This window comes from Nocardiopsis sp. LDBS1602 (genome assembly GCF_035818715.1).
GTDB classification, from domain to species: Bacteria; Actinomycetota; Actinomycetes; order Streptosporangiales; family Streptosporangiaceae; genus Nocardiopsis; species Nocardiopsis alba.
The window spans coordinates 44,189-59,883 of record NZ_JAYLVW010000005.1 but is presented as its reverse complement, the minus strand read 5'-3'; the positions used below and the strand labels follow the sequence as shown (position 1 = coordinate 59,883).

Below are 15,695 nucleotides of genomic sequence, written 5' to 3'. Positions count from 1 at the left end.
CCCCTATACGGGCCCCGACCGGTGACCGGGCGGTGCCGTATCGCCGGCCTCCTCGGACACGGGGTGGTCTCCCCCGTCCGGTTCTGGGCCGGGGGGAACGCTCTCCGTGTCGTCGGTGCCGGACTCTCGTGCGGCCGTCGGAGCCTCCTCCGCGGGGGCGGATTCGGCAGCCTCGGTGCCCTCGACTGCGTTAACGACCGTGGCGGCCGCTTCGGTTTCCTCCTCGGAGACCGTTTCCTCGGCCTCCGCCTCGGTGTCGACGGGCAGGGTCCAGCATATGCGGGTTCCGGTCCGCCCGGAGTCCGCCTCGTCGGAGGTTTCGGACTCCTCGGGGTTCTCCGCGTCCTGTGTCCCGGTGTCGAGCCACATCCGGCCACCGTGGAACTCGACGATCTTCTTGCACATGGCCAGGCCGATCCCGGTCCCGGTGTACTTGTCGCGGGTGTGCAGGCGCTGGAAGATGACGAAGATGCGCTCGGCGTACTGGGGTTCGATCCCGATGCCGTTGTCGGAGCAGCAGAAGACCCACTCGTCGCCCTGTCGTTCGACGGTGATGTGCACCTCGGGCGGGTCCTCGCCGCGGAACTTGACCGCGTTGCCGACCAGGTTGAAGAAGACCTGGGTGAGAAGGGTGCGGTCGCCCTGGATCGTGGGCAGCGGATCACCGGTGATGACGGCGTCCGCCTCCTCCAGACGCGTCTCGAGGCTGCTCAGGGCGTCGTCCAGGGCCACGTTCATGTCGACGGGGGCGAAGTTCTTGGTCCGCCCCACCCTGGAGAAGGCCAGCAGGTCGTTGATGAGCGTCTGCATGCGCTTGGCGCCCTCGACCGCGAAGTCGATGTAGGAGTCGGCGCGCTCGTCCAGCTGACCGTGGTAACGACGCTGGAGGAGCTGACAGAAGCTGGCGACCTTGCGCAACGGCTCTTGGAGGTCGTGCGAGGCGACGTAGGCGAACTGCTCCAGCTCCAGGTTGGAGCGGCGCAGCTCCTCGGTCTGGTGCTCCAGCAGACTGGACTGCTCCTGGAGTTTGCGCCGGGCCGAGGCCACCTCGTCCAGGTCCTGCACGATGCGCTCGCGCATGGCGTCCACGTCGTTGCCCAATTGGACGATCTCCGGAGGGCCGTGCAGGGAGATGCGGTGCGCGTAGTAACCCTCGGAGACCTGACGCATGTGCCCGGCCAACTCCTCCAGGGGACGCAGCACCCACTGCTGGAGCATCACCCACAGGAACACCGACAGGAACACCACGACGAGGCCGACGAGCACGAGCAGCGCCACCACCTGCTGGGTGGCCAGGGTGAGACCGCTCTGGGCGTCGGCGATCTCCCGCTCCAGGTGGTTGGTGGTCGCGTCGGCGGCCCGGTTGAGTTCGAGGAAGAGCACCCGGCCGCGCTGGAGGTCCTCCTGGGTCGGGGTCTCCCCCTCCCGGACCTTCTCGGCTACCGGTTCGGCGAACTCCTTGCTCCAGACGTCGCCCGCCGCGATGAGCTCCTCGATCTTGGGGGCGACCTCCTCGTTCTCGGCGGCGAGCTCGGTGAGGGCGTTGCGGTACTCGGCCAGCGATCTGCGCTGTTCGACGTAGGGCTCCAGGAACTCCCGGTCACCGGTGAGGATGTAGCCGCGCAGGGCGTGGTCCTGGCTCAGATAGGCCGAGCGGGTCTGTTCGACGGTGCTCAGCCCCGGGGTGAGCGACTCGACCTGGAGTGTCAGGGAATCGCGGGCCTGGAAGGCGGCGAGGGTGATCACCGAGACGGCCACCACCAGTACGACGGCGACCACCGCCAGCAGACTGGTGACCCTGCGGCGCAGGCTCCAGGAGCGGCGGGCGGGCCGGTCCCAGGAGTCGGTGATCCTGACGAACGAGACGGGGCCACGACCGTCCCGTTCCGTTCCCGGGCCCGCCTCCCCGTCCTGTCCGGAGCCGATGGCGGACTCGGTGTCCATGGTGCGGTCTTCCTCCCCCGTGGGGTTCACTCAGGCTCTCCGTGGGTGATGAGCAGCATCGCCACGTCGTCCTGCAACGGCCCCCCGTTGCTGCGCTCGGCCTCGTCCACCAGGTGTTCGGGCAGATTGTTCAGGGCCACGCCCTGGCCGAGGACCCCGTTGACCAGGCGACGCAGTCCGGCGACCTCCAACCGCGCGGGCGGACCGCCGTCGTAGGCGTCGACCAGGCCGTCGGTGTAGAAGAGCAGGCTGACGCCCCGGGGCAGGACGACCTCGGTGAACTCGTCCTGATCGACCGGAAAGACGCCCAGGGGCGGCTGGGGCACGGCCTGGATCTCCTCGGCGACCCCGCCCTTGACGATCATGGGCGGCGGGTGACCGAGGCTGCGCACCCGGGCGCGGTCACTACCGGTATCGAGGCTGGTCATGCACAGCGTCGCGTACATCTCCTCCTGCGCCCGCTCCGTGGCCAGCAGCTCCTCGAGGTTGGGCAGGACCCGCTCCTCGCTGATCCCGCTCATGACCAGGGTGCGCCAGGCGATGCGGAGGCTGACGCCGAGGGCCGCCTCGTCGGGGCCGTGGCCGCTGACGTCGCCGATGATGACGTGGGTGGTGCCGTCCTTCTCGACCGCGTCGTAGAAGTCACCGCCGACCAGGGCGCGTTTGCGTCCGGGGCGGTAGTAGGCGCGGTGGCTCAGGGGGGAACTGTCGAGCAGGACCTGCGGCAGCAGACCGCGTTCCAGCCGCATGTTCTCGCGGGCGCGCATCCGGGCCTCGCGGAGCTGGCGGGCGTTCTCGTCGGCGCGACGGCGTTCCAGGGAGTAACGCAGGCTGCGGGCGAGCAGGGAACCGTCGACCTGCCCCTTGACCAGGTAGTCCTGTGCGCCCGCGGCGACCGCGGCGATGCCCTCGTGCTCGTCGTCCAGGCCGGTGAAGACCACGACGGCGGCCGAGGGCGCGGTGTCGAGGACCTCGCGCAGGAGGTCGAGGCCGTGCCCGTCCGGAAGGTTGAGGTCCAGGAGGACGCAACCCCGGAAGTCGGTGAGGTGCGCGCGTGCGGCCTTGAGCGTGGACACCCAGGTGATGTGGGTGGTCAGGGCGGTGTCGGCGAGGAGTTCCTCGGCGAGGAAAGCATCGCCGGGATCGTCCTCGATCAGCAGAACGTCAACCGATTCGACGGTAGCCTCCACCCGGTCGTCCAGGACGGTGTCGTCACCCAGGGAGGCTCCGCCGTTCACGACGGTGCCCTCGGCGGACCCTGCCGCTCCGTCACCGATCACCATCACGGGATGGTGCCCTGTTCTCCTGGTATCCACTCATCGCCTCTAGGTTCGCGGTCCGCGGGACGTCCTGTCTTGTCATGCGAGAGGCCCGAGGGAACGCCTCGGGTCTTCCCGGCGGTTCGGACCGCACGACATCCAAACGATAATCGCCCGACCGACCAGTTGACCAGCGGACGAGACGAGACACATCCAACGTCGGGGCGTGGAACCGCCGCCGGTGAGCGAGAGCGTAAGCCCCCTCTCCTCGGCCTCCTCCACCCTCCGTCGACACGGTGTCACCCGTCCGCGACAGGCCGTGGGTCACATGGGCCCCGACTCTCCCGCTGTGATTCGACGCACGATCGATGCCCTTTCGTACCTTTTTCACGACGGGTTGTCATATCCACCTTGACAGAACCGTTCGCGTAAATGACATCATGTCATGAAAATTCCTCGACGGAAGGTGGAGAGTGTCGATGAGCGTGACGACGCCGCCCCCCACGACGACCGCCCCCGACCCGTTCTCCCAGCGCCTCAAGAACGCCACCTGGAACGACCACTCCACCGCCGAACACCACGGCTTCACCAAGGCCCTGCTCGAAGGGGAGCTGCCCCTCGACGGATACACCGCCATGGTCGCCCAGCACCACTTCGCCTACGTCGCCCTGGAGGGAGTGGCCCGAGAACTGGCCGACCACCCCGTGGCCGGCGGCTTCCATCGTCCGGAACTGGAGCGCGTCCCCGCTCTGGAGAGGGACCTGGAACACCTGCTCGGCTCCGAGTGGCGCGACCGGATCTCCCCCTCACGCCCCACCCGTACCTACGTGGCGCGCATAGAGCAGATGGTCGACCACCCCGAGGGCTTCGTGGCCCACCACTACACCCGTTACATGGGCGACGTCTCCGGCGGGCAGTTCATCCGACGCGTCGCCGCCGAGACCTACGGGTTCGAGAAGGGCGCGGGCACGGCCTTCTACGACTTCGGCGCCCTGGGTTCGCTCCCCCGCTTCCGTTCCGACTACCGCGACCGTCTCGACGCCCTGGAACTCGACGAGGCCGCCGCCGGGCTCCTGATCGAGGAGACCCGCCTGGCCTACCGGCTCAACACCGAGGTCCTGGCCGATCTGGGACGGCACCACGTCTGACGTCCTCCTCTCCCCGCCTCGCCGGGGGCGGGGAGAGGATCGCGCGCACCGGTGTCCCCCCTCCGGCGTGCCACCATAGGAACATGCCCAAGATCACGGCTCCGACCATCGCCGCTCACCGTGCCCGCACACGGGAACGCATCCTGGACGCCGTCGACACGCTGACCCGGGCACGGGGGATCGACCGCGTCTCCATGACCGACGTGGCCAACGCCGCGGGCATCACCCGCACCGCGTTGTACAACTACTTCCCCGACAAGCCCGCCCTGCTCCTGGCCTTCACCGAACAGGTCAACGCCGCGTTCGTCGAGCGGTACAGACGCGAACTCCCCTCGGGGGTCTCGGCCTCCCGTCGGCTCTCGGCCTTCGTGCGCCTCCAGCTGGAGGGCATCGTGGCCCATCCGCACCCGCCGGCGGCCGAACTCGGCGCCAGCCTCGGCCCCGACGCCTACCAGGCCCTGGCCTCGCACGTCGCCCCGATGCAGCGCCTGCTCACCGAGATCCTCGACGAGGGCGCCGTCCTCGGGGAGTTCGACCGGCTGCCCTCGGAGCGCGTCGCCGGACTGACCCTGTCCATGGTGGGCTCCCAACGGCTGCCGATGGCGAACGGGGAGATCGATCTCGAGGAGAGCCACGCCCTGGTGACCCGCTTCGTCCTGCGCGCGCTCGGCGTGGAGACCGAGATCATCGACACGATCCTGCCTCCCCCCACCAGCGTGAACACTCAAAGTGACGGAACATGAACCCTGTGCGATAACGGTCCGGCTCTAACCGACGGTGGCCGTGTGCGGCCATCGAAGAACCGCATGAAGAGGAAGAACACGGGGAACGAGACGGGTCGGCCCTCCCTCGGGCCGTTCCCTCATCCGTCCCTCGACCTCCGTAAGGCCCTCTCCGAAGTGACCCTCGCATTGATCGCCGTCGGCGCCGTCCTGGTGTCGATCGCCATGTTCAACAAGGTGCCCCGGATCGCGCCCGAGCGCCTGGACCGACCCCGCCCCGGAGGCGGTGTCGCCACCGCCCAACGCACCGTGACGGCGCTCCGGCCACGTCTGGCCGACGCCAGACTCACCGAACAGGGTCGCGCCGTGTTCACCGCCATCGGCGGCAGCGCGCTGATCGTGGCCTTCTTCCTGGGGCTGTCCGGGCTCTGAGGACCCGGCCGGGACCCGGCTCAGCCGCGAGCGGCCCCGGCCATGCGCAGCAGAAGGCCCCCCGCCACCGTGGCGGCGACCCCACCGGTCAGCCCCGCGGCCAGCGCCCACCGTTCGCGCACCAACGTCTCACGGCGGGCGGCCTGTTCGGCCGCCTCCCGTTCGGTGTCACGGAAGGCCCCGCCGCACAGGCGCGCGTCGAGCTCACGCGGTCGCCACCGCGCCGACCACGAGCCGCGGGGCGCCCACCCGCCCGCGCCCGAGGTGGTGCGCGGCTTCCAGCGCACCGGGGTCTCCTCCGGGGCGTCGCCCTGGAGGAATCGGGGCGCCGGGCCGGTGTAGCGCAGCTCGCCCGGGGCGTTCCCGATCATCTCCACGAGGAGCTTGGCGCAGGCCCGCGCGTCCCCCAAGGCGGTGTGCTGCCCGGTAGGCCAGTCACCGCTGAGCAGGTACGAGGCGCGCGGCAGCGAGTAACGGGCCAGATCCAGCTGTGAGCGCAGGGCCCGAAGCGTGCACAGACCCGACTGCCCCTCGGGGAGACCCGCGGGCACCAGTTCCGAGGCGAGGAAGCGCTCCTCGAAGTCCAGGTTGTGGCCGACCACCACCGCGCCGGAGAGCAGCCGGGCGATCCGGGGGACGATCTCCTCCGCTCGGGGAGCGCCGAGCACGTCGGACTCGCCGATCCCGTGGAACTCCCGGCCACCGATCGGGGCCCGAGGGTCCACCAGGGTGCTGAACTCGTCCACGATCCGACCGTCGCCCCGCACCCGGACCACGGCGATCTCCACCAGCCGGGCCCCCTCGCGCGGATCGAGACCGGTCGTCTCGACGTCGAGGACCGCGTACTCCAGGTCCGCCGCCGGAGTCCCGACCCTTCTTCGGGTCAGCGCACCCGTCCGCAGCGTTCCCATCGTCGTCCTCACCTCTCGGGTCGTCGTACCTCACGGTCATCGGTGGTCAACCACCGGCAACGACCATACTGCCCGGTACGGACAACGGTGATCCCCGGGCTTTTCGGCCCGCCCCCGGGAAGGGCCCACCGCCTCGGGGAAGAAGCCCGACCTTGTGTACGTTTCTACGCGTGCCCGACGTCGTCCGGGGTCCGACCACCTCGGCCCCCGCCGTCTCACGGGACGCCCACCGATCGACATCAACGGCGAGGAGATCCCCTCATGACCCAGACCCCGCTGCCCGGCTACGTCCCCCTGGCGGAGGTGGTCCGCTCCGGCATGCGCGAGGGCGTCCATTATGGGGCCGTCGTCGGACTCTCCCCCGAAGGCGAGATCTCCTACGCCCGCGGCCCCGTGCACGACCCCATGTTCCCCCGCTCCTCCGCCAAGCCCTTCCAGGCCCTGGCGATGCTGCGGGCCGGGGCCCGCCTCGAAGGCACCTCCCTCGCCATCTCAGCGGGCAGCCACAACGGTGAGGACTTCCACCTCGCCGAGGCCGAGAGGATCCTGGCCGACGCCGGTCTGAGCGCGGACGACCTGCGCTGTCCGGCCGACGTCCCCGGCGGCAGGGCGGCGCGCGCGGCGTTCCTGGCCGAGGGCCGCTCCGCCTCCCCCCTGTACATGAACTGTTCCGGCAAGCACGCCGGCATGCTGGCCGCCTGCGTGGCCCGGGGGTGGAGCACCGAGGACTACCTCGACCCCGAACACCCCTTCCAGCTCCTGGTGCGCGAGGCCACCGAGGACATGTGCGGTGAGCGGATCGCGCACACCGCCGTCGACGGCTGCGGCGCCCCCCAGCTCGCGGTCTCCCTCGTGGGTCTGGCCCGCGGTCTACAGAGCATGCGTCTCTCCCCCGAGGGCAGCCAGGAGCGTTCCGTCCCGGAGGCGATGAGCGCCCACCCCGAGTACGTCGCGGGTACCGATCGGATCGACACCGAGCTCATGCGCCGGATGCCCGGTCTGGTCTCCAAGATCGGCGCGGACGGCGTCCTGGTGCTGAGCGCCCCCGACGGCCGGACCGTCGCCGTCAAGATCAGCGACGGCGACGCCGAGCTCCGGGCGCGTACGCTCGTCGGCGTGACCGCCCTCGAGGCCCTGGGCCTGGACATCTCCCCGATCGCCGACCGCCTCACCACCGACATCCTCGGTGGCGGAGCGGTCGTGGGCGAGGTCCGTTCCCTGTGATCCACCCGGTCGCGGTCCTCGAGGGCCGCGACCGTTCGAGTACACGTATGAGGAGGCGAACCCACGGTGTCCGACAGCCTGGACCAGATCGTCATCGCCGGCGCGGGGATGGCCGGACTGTACGCCGCCGAGGCCCTGCGCGAGCGGGGTTTCGAGGGACGGCTGACCCTGGTCGGAGAGGAACCGCACCGCCCTTACTCGCGGCCTCCGCTGTCCAAGGAGGTCCTGACCGGGATCGGCATGGGCGATCCGGACGACGGCCCCGGCACGCTGGCCGGGCACCGGGCCCTCCGCCTGCGCGAGGACGAGGAGATCGACCGTCTGGACCTGGACTTCCGCCCGGGTACCCGGGCCGTGGCCCTGGACCCGACGGCGAGGGAACTGCGGACCGAGGGTCCTGACGGCGCCGAGGCCCTGCGCTACGACGGGCTGATCGTGGCCACCGGGGCACGGGCCCGACGGCCCGACACGTCCCTGTCCGGCGTGCACGTGCTGCGCACGTTGGACGACGCCGAGGCGGTCCGTTCGGCGCTCACCTCCTCCGGACGCCTGGTGGTGGTCGGCGGAGGGTTCGTCGGCGCCGAGGTCGCCGCGAGCGCCCGCTCCGTCGGCATGGAGGTGACCCTGGTCGAGGCGGCGCCGACCCCGATGACCCGGGTCCTCGACCCGAGGATCGGCGAGATCCTCGTCCGGGCGCACCTGGACAACGGCGTGGACGTGCGTCTGGGCGTGAGCGTGGTGGGTTACGAGGGCGCCGACCACGTGGAACGGGTCCGGCTGTCCGACGGCTCCACGGTCGAGGCGTCGGCGGTGGTGGTCGGAATCGGCGTCCACCTGAACACCGAGTGGCTCCGAGGGTCGGGGGTGGACCTGGCCGCGGACGGCTCGGTGCTGTGCGACGAGTACTCCGCGACCTCCGTTCCCGGTGTCTACGCCGTCGGCGACCTGGCCGACTGGCCGCACCCCCGTTACGGTGGGCGGATCCGGCTGGAGCACTGGACCAACGCGGGCGAACAGGGTGAGGCCGCCGCCCGCAACCTGCTCGCCGGCGCGGGACGGACACCCTTCACCCCGGTGCCCTACTTCTGGTCCGACCAGTACAAGAGCAAGATCCAACTCCTGGGTCAGGGCGCTCCGGCCGACGAGGTCGCCTTCGTGCACGGCTCTCCGGAGGACCGGAAGTTCGTGGCGTTCCTGGGGCGCGGGGGGATGCTCGTCGGGGTGCTCGGACTGCGCTCCACCCCGCGCACCATGCGCTACCGGAGCCTGCTGGAGAAGCCCACCACGTGGGCGGAGGCCTTGGAGGCGGCGGGGTTCAGTCCCGTGTCGTGATGGCCTGTCGTGGGCAGAGGCGCACGGCCCGCCGGACCTTCTCGCGCAGCTCCGGCGCCGGCTCCTCGGTGAGCAGATACAGGAAGTCGTCGTCCCGGACCTCGAACACCTCGGGGGCCTCTCCCATGCACAGGGCGTTGCTCTCGCACAGGTCGAAGTCGACCTCGACACGCATGACGCTCTCCTCTCGTCCCGGGGCCCGCGGGCGCCCCGGCGGACACGTGGTGGCCACACGATAACGAAGGCCTCCGCGCCCTAGGGGATCCTCGACGATTCCCGCCCCGACGACCTTCACGGGAGAGGGCCCCTCACCGGTCGGTGAGGGGCCCTCGTGATTCTCCGTATCGAGCGCGGATCACTTCGCGAAGCGGTCGGTGGCCTCGATCAGCCGGTCGAGGATGCCCGGCTCGCTGAACGCGTGCCCGGCGTCGTCGACGACGTGGAACTCCGCCTCCGGCCAGGCCCGGTGCAGATCGTGGGCGGTACGCATCGGGGTGCACACGTCATAGCGCCCCTGCACGATCACGCCGGGAATGTGCCGGATCCGGTCGACCCCCTCGAGAAGCTGCTCGGGGGTGAGGAAGCCCTTGTTGCGGAAGTAGTGGTTCTCGATGCGGGCGAAGGCCAACGCGTAGTCCTCGCCCGCGTGGTGCTCCCGCAGGCCCGGATCGGGCAGGAGGGTGACCGTCGACCCCTCCCACACGCTCCACGCGCGCGCGGCCTCCAACCGCACCTCCCGGTCCGGGGACTCCAGACGGCGCGCGTAGGCGGCGATCAGGTCGTCGCGCTCCTCCTCCGGGATGGGCTCCAGGTAGGACTCCCACAGGTCGGGGAAGAGCTCGGAGGCGCCCTCCTGGTAGAACCAGCGCAGTTCCCGGTCGCGCAGCGTGAAGATGCCGCGCACGATCAGCTCGGTGACGCGCTCGGGGTGCTTCTGGGCGTAGGCCAGGGCCAGGCAACTCCCCCAGGAACCGCCGAAGACCTGCCAGGCGTCCACTCCGACCATCTCGCGCAGACGCTCGATGTCCTCGACCAGGGTCCAGGTGGTGTTGGTGGACAGGTCCACGTCCATCCGACCGGCGTGCGGCGTGGAACGACCGCAGTTGCGCTGGTCGAACAGCAGGATGCGGTACTTCTCGGGGTCGAAGAGCCTGCGGTGGGCGGGGTTGCAGCCCCCGCCGGGACCACCGTGGAGGAACACCACGGGCTTGCCGGAGGGGTTACCCGACAGCTCCCAGTAGACACGGTGACCGTCACCGACGTCGAGCATGCCCGAGTCGTACGGTTCGATGGGCGGGTACAGGGTGCGCAAGAGACGGACCTTTCGTGCTGTGTTCGTTCGCTCCGCTGCGGCTCTCACGGGGTCAGAGCCGGTCCAGGAGCTGGGCCTTCTTCGTGCTGAACTCCTCGTCGGTCAGCAGACCCTCCGCGTGCAGACGGCCGAGTTCGCGGATCTTGGTGAAGATCATCTCTCCGTCGCCGCCGTCCTCGGCCTCACCGGGCGCGGCCTCCACCTCGGCGGGGGCCTTCTCCCCGTTCTCCACGGACGCGAGCAGACTGTTGACGGTCACGGCCATCAGGAGGGTCTCGTCGGCGCCCTTCGGTCCGTGCGAGACCAGGGTGAAGAAGTCGTTCTCCAGGTCGGCGGCCTCGGGGAGGGAGACCCCTCGCAGAACCACGCGTAGGAAGCCCTCCGTGAGGTCGACCGTCGGCTGCCAGGAGACGCGTTCGATGTCGGAGAAGCGGTACTCGCGGGACTTCTCCCGTTCCTTGGCGGTGCTGGCCAGCCAGCCGTCCCATTGAAGACGCAGGCGTTCTCCGTCGAAGGAGGCGGACCCCTCCGCCGTGCGCACCTGGAGCGGTGGACGTCCCACCAGACCGCGGGAGACCTCGGCCGGGTCCAGCGGGCCGGGAAGGACGCCGGCGGCGTAGCGGACGGACTCGATCAGCCGTTCGGAGAAGTACTCCGAGAGCAGTTCCCGATCGTGGGGGCCGGTCAACAGCAGTGGGGAGGAGGGGACCGGGATCTCCGCGCGGGCGTAGGGGTCGGCCCCGTCCATCAGACGCAGGCGCAGCGACCAACCGCGCTTGCGGTCGCCCGGGTCGAAGTCCACCTCGCGCACGGCGGCGAGCGGGAGCGAGCACTGACCCAGCAGTTTGAGCAGCCGGGGCACCTTACGACCACTGTCGAAGCGGATCCGGAGCGTCTCGTCGTCGAACCGCCATATCGCGTGGTGTCCGCGTATCTCCTCCATGGCTCACCATCCTATGGGGACGTTCTCGACTCCTTGGGAGGGCGATCGGCGTGAGCGCCGCCGATCCCGGGTAGAAGCAGGGGCACACCCCGTCCCACCGGCCGCACGGTGGTGGGAGGCCCGCGGGCGGTGCGCGGCGCGCCGCTCCGATCCGGAGGTCGTCGACGATGTCGAAAGAGATGTCCGAGGGCGCGCGGGAGTTCCGTGACGCACGGGACCTGCTCCTGCGCCACCGAGAGGATCAGGAGACCGCCCACAGGGAGTTCTCGTGGCCCCGTCCCGAACACTTCAACTGGGCCCTCGACCACTTCGACGAGGTGGCGCGGACCCGCCCGGACCGGACCGCGCTGTGGATGGTCCATGAGGACGGCACCGAGGTCCACCACACCTATCGCCAGATGTCCGAACGCTCCAACCAGGTCGCGAACTGGCTCTTGGGGCAGGGCGTCCATCCCGGCGACCGGATCATGGTCGCCTTGGGCGACCAGGTCGAGTTGTGGGAGACCACTCTGGCCGCGATCAAGATGGGCGCCGTGATCAGCCCGACCTCGCCGTCACTGTCCGAGGTCGATCTGGAGGATCGCCTGATCCGCGGCGACATCTCCCACGTGATCTGTTCGCCCGCCGACGCCGCCCGCTTCGAGAACGTCGACGGGCACTGGACACGGATCTGCGTGGGCTACATGGAGGGCTGGCTGGAATACCCCGACTCCGAGCACGCCGCCCTGGACTTCACCCCGCCGCGTCCGACCTCGCCCGACGACCCGCTGCTGCTGTACTTCACCTCGGGGACGGCCGCCCATCCCAAACTGGTCTCCCATACGCACGCCTCCTACCCCATCGGCCACCTGTCCACCATGTACTGGCTGGGGGCCCGCCCCGGGGACGTGCACATGAACGTGACCGCGCCCGGTTGGGCCAAGCACGCCTACAGCAGTGTCTTCGCCCCCTGGAACGCCGAGGCCACGGTGCTCGTGCTCGCCCGGGAACGCTTCGATCCCGAGGCCCTGATGGACACGATGGAGCGCTGTGGGGTGGCCACCCTGTGCGCTCCTCCCACGGTCTGGCGGGACATCTCCCGCGCCGACCCGGAGGCGTGGCCGGTCGCGCTGCGCGAGGCCGTCGCCGCCGGGGAGCCGCTCGACCCCGCGGTGGTCGAGAGTATCCAGCGGGCCTGGGGCATCACCATCCGCGACGGCTTCGGGCAGACCGAGACGACCCTGCTCATCGGCAACGGCCCCGGGCAGCCGGTGCTCTCCGGGTCCATGGGAAGACCGATGCCCGGGTACGACATCGTTCTCATCGACCCGGTCACCGACGAGCCGTCCGATCTCGGCGAGATCTGTGTGGATCTCTCCGACGATCCGGTGGGGACGATGCGCGGTTACGTCGACGATCCGGAACTCACCCGAGAGGCCACCCGTATGGGTCTGTACCGGACCGGGGACATCGCCTCCCGGGATTCGAGCGGTCACATTACCTATATCGGTCGTATCGAAGACGTGTTCACGGCATCGGATTACCGCATCTCACCATTCGAACTGGAAAGCGTTCTCATCGAACACGAATATGTGGAGGACGCGGCCGTGGTCCCCTCTCCCGACCCGTTGCGGCTGGCGGTGGTGAAGGCGTACGTGAGACCGGCCGAGGGCGTGGCCCTCGACGCCGAGAGCGCCCGGGCGATCATGCGTCACGCCCGAGATCGTCTGCCACCGCACAAGAGGGTGCGCCGCCTGGAGTTCGCCGAGCTGCCCATGACCGCCTCGGGTAAGATCCGAAGGGTGGAGCTGCGGCGGATCGAGGCCGAACGCGGCACGGCCACCGAGGGCGCGCGCCGTCCCCGCGAGTTCTGGGAGGAGGACCTCCCCGGGCCGGAGGAATGACCGCTCCAGGCCCGCACCGGCTCTCGACGGGAATGGCCTCGGCCCATTTCGTCTCGCACCATGAGACGCCGTTCACGCCAATGTCCGAATGTGGCCCTTCCCATCCTCGGAGAGCGGTGGAATTCCTCACGTGACCGTGTCCGAGGAAGGACGTCGCGCTACGGTTTGAGCGCAGGACGATCAATCGGACGGGATCTAGGGGAAACGATGACGAGCACCAACGACACACGTGTGGCGAGCTACAAGCCGCTCATCGCACCCCGGGACCTGCTCGCGGAGCTGCCTCTCGGCGAGGAGAGCACCGCCCTGGTGGAGAACTCCCGCGCCGAGATCAAACGGGTCCTGGACGGTGAGGACGACCGACTGCTGGTCGTCGTCGGCCCCTGCTCGGTGCACGACACCGAGTCCGCGATGGACTACGCGCGACGCCTGGCCGAGCTGGTGCCCTCGGTCGGCGAGGAGCTGTGCGTGGTCATGCGCGTGTACTTCGAGAAGCCCCGCACCACGGTGGGTTGGAAGGGCCTGATCAACGACCCGGGCCTGGACGACACCTACGACGTGCACCGCGGTCTGCGCACCGCCCGCCGGCTGCTCCTCGACATCAACGCCCTGGGGCTGCCCGCCGGAACCGAGTTCCTCGACCCGATCACCCCGCAGTACATCGCCGACGTCGTCTCCTGGGGCGCCATCGGCGCCCGGACCACCGAGAGCCAGGTCCACCGCCAGTTGAGCAGTGGCCTGAGCACCCCGGTCGGGTTCAAGAACGGCACCGACGGCGACGTCCAGGTCGCGGTCGACGCCGTGGGCGCCTCCGCCGCCTCGCACACCTTCTTCGGGGTGGACCCGACCGGCGCCGGTTCGGTCGTGGTGACCGAGGGCAACCCGGACTGCCACGTCATCCTGCGCGGTGGACGCGGCGGCCCCAACCACGACCCCGTCTCCGTCGGGTCCGCCCTGGACGTCATCGGCGGCGCCGGTCTCCCCCGTCGTCTGATGATCGACGCCAGCCACGCCAACAGCGGCAAGGACCACGTCCGCCAGGTCGGGGTGGCCCGGGAGATCGCAGCCCAGGTCGCCGAGGGGCAGCAGGGCATCATCGGCGTCATGCTGGAGAGCTTCCTGGAGGAGGGCGCCCAGAAGCTGGGCGACCCCGCCGACCTCGTCTACGGACAGTCGATCACCGACAAGTGCATGGGGTGGGAGACCACCGAGGGCGTGCTGGCCGACCTGGCCGACGCCGTCCGTCGGCGCCGCAAGAACGTCGCCTGACCCCTTCCCCGCACGACACGGGCGCCCGGAGGAACCTCTCCGGGCGCCCGTCGTCTCCCCGGGTCCCGGTCAGGCGCGGGTGTCCTTGACGACCTTCCCGCCCTGGACGACCAGGACCACGTTGTCCCGGTCCCCCAGCAGGGAGATGTCGGCGAGCGGATCGCCGTCGCAGACGACCAGGTCGGCCACCTTGCCCGCTTCGACGGTGCCCGCCCGGTCGGCCACGCCGACCAGCTCCGCGGCGTTCCGGGTACCCGCGACGATGGCCTGTGTCGGGGTCAGGCCCACCCGGACCAACTGCGCCAGTTCGCGCAGGTTACGGCCGTGTTCGGAGATGCCCGCGTCGGTCCCCATCGCCACGCGCACCCCGCGCGCGACCGCGTGCGAGACCCGCTCGTAGGTCTCGTCGGTCAGGGCCCGCTTGGTCTCGATCGACTTGCGGGACATCAGGTGGATCCGGTCCTCGAAGTCGAACGTGGTCAGGGTCGGCACCAGGAAGGTGCCGCGCTCGAGCATCAGGTCGATGCCCTCGTCGTCGATCAGGTAGCCGTGCTCGATGCTGGCGACCCCGCCCCTGACCGCGTTGCGGATCCCCGCCGCCCCCTGGGCGTGGGCGGCGACCGGACGACCGCCGTGCTTGGCGGTCTCCGCGACGATCGCGGCGATCTCCTCCTCTCCGATGCCCTCGTCGGTGGGCCCGTCCGAGGGGCTGGAGAGCCCACCCGTGGCGCAGACCTTGATGACGTCGGCGCCGTCGCGGATGAGGCGACGCGTGGACACGCGCGCCTCCTGCGGGGAGTCGGCGATCTCGGCGGCGGTGTGCTCGCAGTCGTGCGCGTTGAACCCGGAGGGCAGGGTGAAGTCGGCGTGCCCTCCGGTGTGGCTCATCAGGCGGAGCGCCATGCTCAGGCGCGGGCCTCGGATCAGGCCCCTCTCCTGGGCGATACGGAACCCGGCGTCGGCCCCTCCGAGGTCGCGCGCGCCGGTCACACCGGCGTCGAGGGTCACGCTCATCCGCTCCGCGGACTCGAAGGCGTGCAGGCTCCGGGAGATCTCCGCGTTGTTGGTGGCCAGGGCCCGACCGTCGGCGAACCCGAAGTGCACGTGGGTGTCGATGAAGCCGGGCAGCAGGGTGCGTCCGCCCAGGCTCTCGACGGTGTCCTCGGGGTCCGTCGCGGGGGCGTCGGCCGCGGGACCCGCGTAGACGATCTCCCCGTCCTCCACGAGCACGGCGGCGTCCTCGACCGGGGCGGCCCCGGTGCCGTCGATCAGGGTGAGGTCCCGATACAGGGTCCTGGAGCCGGTCATGGAATTGT

At 70.1% G+C, this 15,695-nt stretch carries 14 protein-coding genes; 7 read left to right on the top strand and 7 right to left on the bottom strand.

Annotated elements, in window-relative coordinates:
• Positions 1-3: 3 nt before the first annotated feature.
• Entirely contained in the window at positions 4-1,944 is a 1,941-nt protein-coding gene (locus tag U9J66_RS17250) for a sensor histidine kinase (RefSeq protein WP_376737151.1), read from the bottom strand.
• Between the two features lie 26 nt (positions 1,945-1,970).
• Positions 1,971-3,230: a PP2C family protein-serine/threonine phosphatase gene (locus U9J66_RS17245; RefSeq protein ID WP_199806150.1), complete on the bottom strand. Its 1,260-nt coding sequence runs from the start codon at positions 3,228-3,230 to the stop codon at positions 1,971-1,973.
• A gap of 452 nt (positions 3,231-3,682) precedes the next feature.
• Between U9J66_RS17245 and U9J66_RS17240 the strand changes: the two genes are divergently transcribed.
• From U9J66_RS17240 to U9J66_RS17230, 3 genes are all read left to right on the top strand, one after another.
• Complete coding sequence (locus U9J66_RS17240) at positions 3,683-4,351, top strand: biliverdin-producing heme oxygenase (protein WP_326338153.1); 669 nt, start codon at positions 3,683-3,685, stop codon at positions 4,349-4,351.
• 83 nt (positions 4,352-4,434) lie between these two features.
• Positions 4,435-5,094 (top strand): TetR/AcrR family transcriptional regulator, encoded by a 660-nt coding sequence (locus U9J66_RS17235; protein ID WP_042284087.1) that lies wholly within the window; start codon positions 4,435-4,437, stop codon positions 5,092-5,094.
• A 156-nt stretch (positions 5,095-5,250) separates the two neighbouring features.
• The gene (locus tag U9J66_RS17230; protein ID WP_026125333.1) at positions 5,251-5,505 is read left to right on the top strand and encodes a hypothetical protein; all 255 of its coding nucleotides are present in this window, start codon (positions 5,251-5,253) and stop codon (positions 5,503-5,505) included.
• 20 nt (positions 5,506-5,525) lie between these two features.
• Here U9J66_RS17230 and U9J66_RS17225 read toward each other — a convergent pair whose 3' ends face one another.
• Complete coding sequence (locus U9J66_RS17225; RefSeq protein ID WP_161111380.1) at positions 5,526-6,416, bottom strand: 3'-5' exonuclease; 891 nt, start codon at positions 6,414-6,416, stop codon at positions 5,526-5,528.
• A gap of 261 nt (positions 6,417-6,677) precedes the next feature.
• On the opposite strand from U9J66_RS17225, the gene U9J66_RS17220 reads away from it, so the two are divergent.
• The gene (locus tag U9J66_RS17220; protein ID WP_014910356.1) at positions 6,678-7,640 is read left to right on the top strand and encodes an asparaginase; all 963 of its coding nucleotides are present in this window, start codon (positions 6,678-6,680) and stop codon (positions 7,638-7,640) included.
• A gap of 66 nt (positions 7,641-7,706) precedes the next feature.
• A complete protein-coding gene (locus tag U9J66_RS17215; RefSeq protein WP_161111379.1) occupies positions 7,707-8,972 on the top strand; it encodes an NAD(P)/FAD-dependent oxidoreductase in 1,266 nt (421 codons plus the stop codon).
• Here U9J66_RS17215 and U9J66_RS17210 read toward each other — a convergent pair.
• From U9J66_RS17210 to U9J66_RS17200, 3 genes are all read right to left on the bottom strand, one after another.
• On the bottom strand, positions 8,956-9,147 hold the full coding sequence (locus U9J66_RS17210; RefSeq protein WP_014909814.1) for a ferredoxin: 192 nt from the start codon (positions 9,145-9,147) through the stop codon (positions 8,956-8,958). The genes U9J66_RS17215 and U9J66_RS17210 overlap by 17 nt on opposite strands.
• A gap of 180 nt (positions 9,148-9,327) precedes the next feature.
• Positions 9,328-10,284 carry a prolyl aminopeptidase gene (pip, locus tag U9J66_RS17205; protein ID WP_014912835.1) on the bottom strand — a complete coding sequence of 319 codons (957 nt, stop codon included), beginning with the start codon at positions 10,282-10,284 and terminating at the stop codon, positions 9,328-9,330.
• A 52-nt stretch (positions 10,285-10,336) separates the two neighbouring features.
• Entirely contained in the window at positions 10,337-11,227 is an 891-nt protein-coding gene (locus tag U9J66_RS17200) for a DUF4429 domain-containing protein (RefSeq protein ID WP_161111378.1), read from the bottom strand.
• 167 nt (positions 11,228-11,394) lie between these two features.
• On the opposite strand from U9J66_RS17200, the gene U9J66_RS17195 reads away from it, so the two are divergent.
• A complete protein-coding gene (locus U9J66_RS17195; RefSeq protein WP_017536338.1) occupies positions 11,395-13,110 on the top strand; it encodes an AMP-binding protein in 1,716 nt (571 codons plus the stop codon).
• Positions 13,111-13,317: 207 nt separating this feature from the next.
• On the top strand, positions 13,318-14,379 hold the full coding sequence (locus tag U9J66_RS17190; RefSeq protein WP_017536339.1) for a 3-deoxy-7-phosphoheptulonate synthase: 1,062 nt from the start codon (positions 13,318-13,320) through the stop codon (positions 14,377-14,379).
• Positions 14,380-14,448: 69 nt separating this feature from the next.
• Here U9J66_RS17190 and U9J66_RS17185 read toward each other — a convergent pair whose 3' ends face one another.
• Positions 14,449-15,687 (bottom strand): metal-dependent hydrolase family protein, encoded by a 1,239-nt coding sequence (locus U9J66_RS17185; RefSeq protein ID WP_014913135.1) that lies wholly within the window; start codon positions 15,685-15,687, stop codon positions 14,449-14,451.
• Positions 15,688-15,695 lie beyond the last annotated feature (8 nt).

Excerpts from the sequence above, each read along its gene's own strand:
- U9J66_RS17250 (WP_376737151.1), bottom strand. The coding sequence starts at position 1,944 with ATGGACACCGAGTCCGCCATCGGCTCCGGACAGGACGGGGAGGCGGGC.
- U9J66_RS17240 (WP_326338153.1), top strand. The coding sequence starts at position 3,683 with ATGAGCGTGACGACGCCGCCCCCCACGACGACCGCCCCCGACCCGTTC.
- U9J66_RS17235 (WP_042284087.1), top strand. The coding sequence starts at position 4,435 with ATGCCCAAGATCACGGCTCCGACCATCGCCGCTCACCGTGCCCGCACA.
- U9J66_RS17225 (WP_161111380.1), bottom strand. The coding sequence starts at position 6,416 with ATGGGAACGCTGCGGACGGGTGCGCTGACCCGAAGAAGGGTCGGGACT.
- U9J66_RS17220 (WP_014910356.1), top strand. The coding sequence starts at position 6,678 with ATGACCCAGACCCCGCTGCCCGGCTACGTCCCCCTGGCGGAGGTGGTC.
- U9J66_RS17210 (WP_014909814.1), bottom strand. The coding sequence starts at position 9,147 with ATGCGTGTCGAGGTCGACTTCGACCTGTGCGAGAGCAACGCCCTGTGC.
- U9J66_RS17200 (WP_161111378.1), bottom strand. The coding sequence starts at position 11,227 with ATGGAGGAGATACGCGGACACCACGCGATATGGCGGTTCGACGACGAG.
- U9J66_RS17195 (WP_017536338.1), top strand. The coding sequence starts at position 11,395 with ATGTCGAAAGAGATGTCCGAGGGCGCGCGGGAGTTCCGTGACGCACGG.
- U9J66_RS17190 (WP_017536339.1), top strand. The coding sequence starts at position 13,318 with ATGACGAGCACCAACGACACACGTGTGGCGAGCTACAAGCCGCTCATC.
- U9J66_RS17185 (WP_014913135.1), bottom strand. The coding sequence starts at position 15,687 with ATGACCGGCTCCAGGACCCTGTATCGGGACCTCACCCTGATCGACGGC.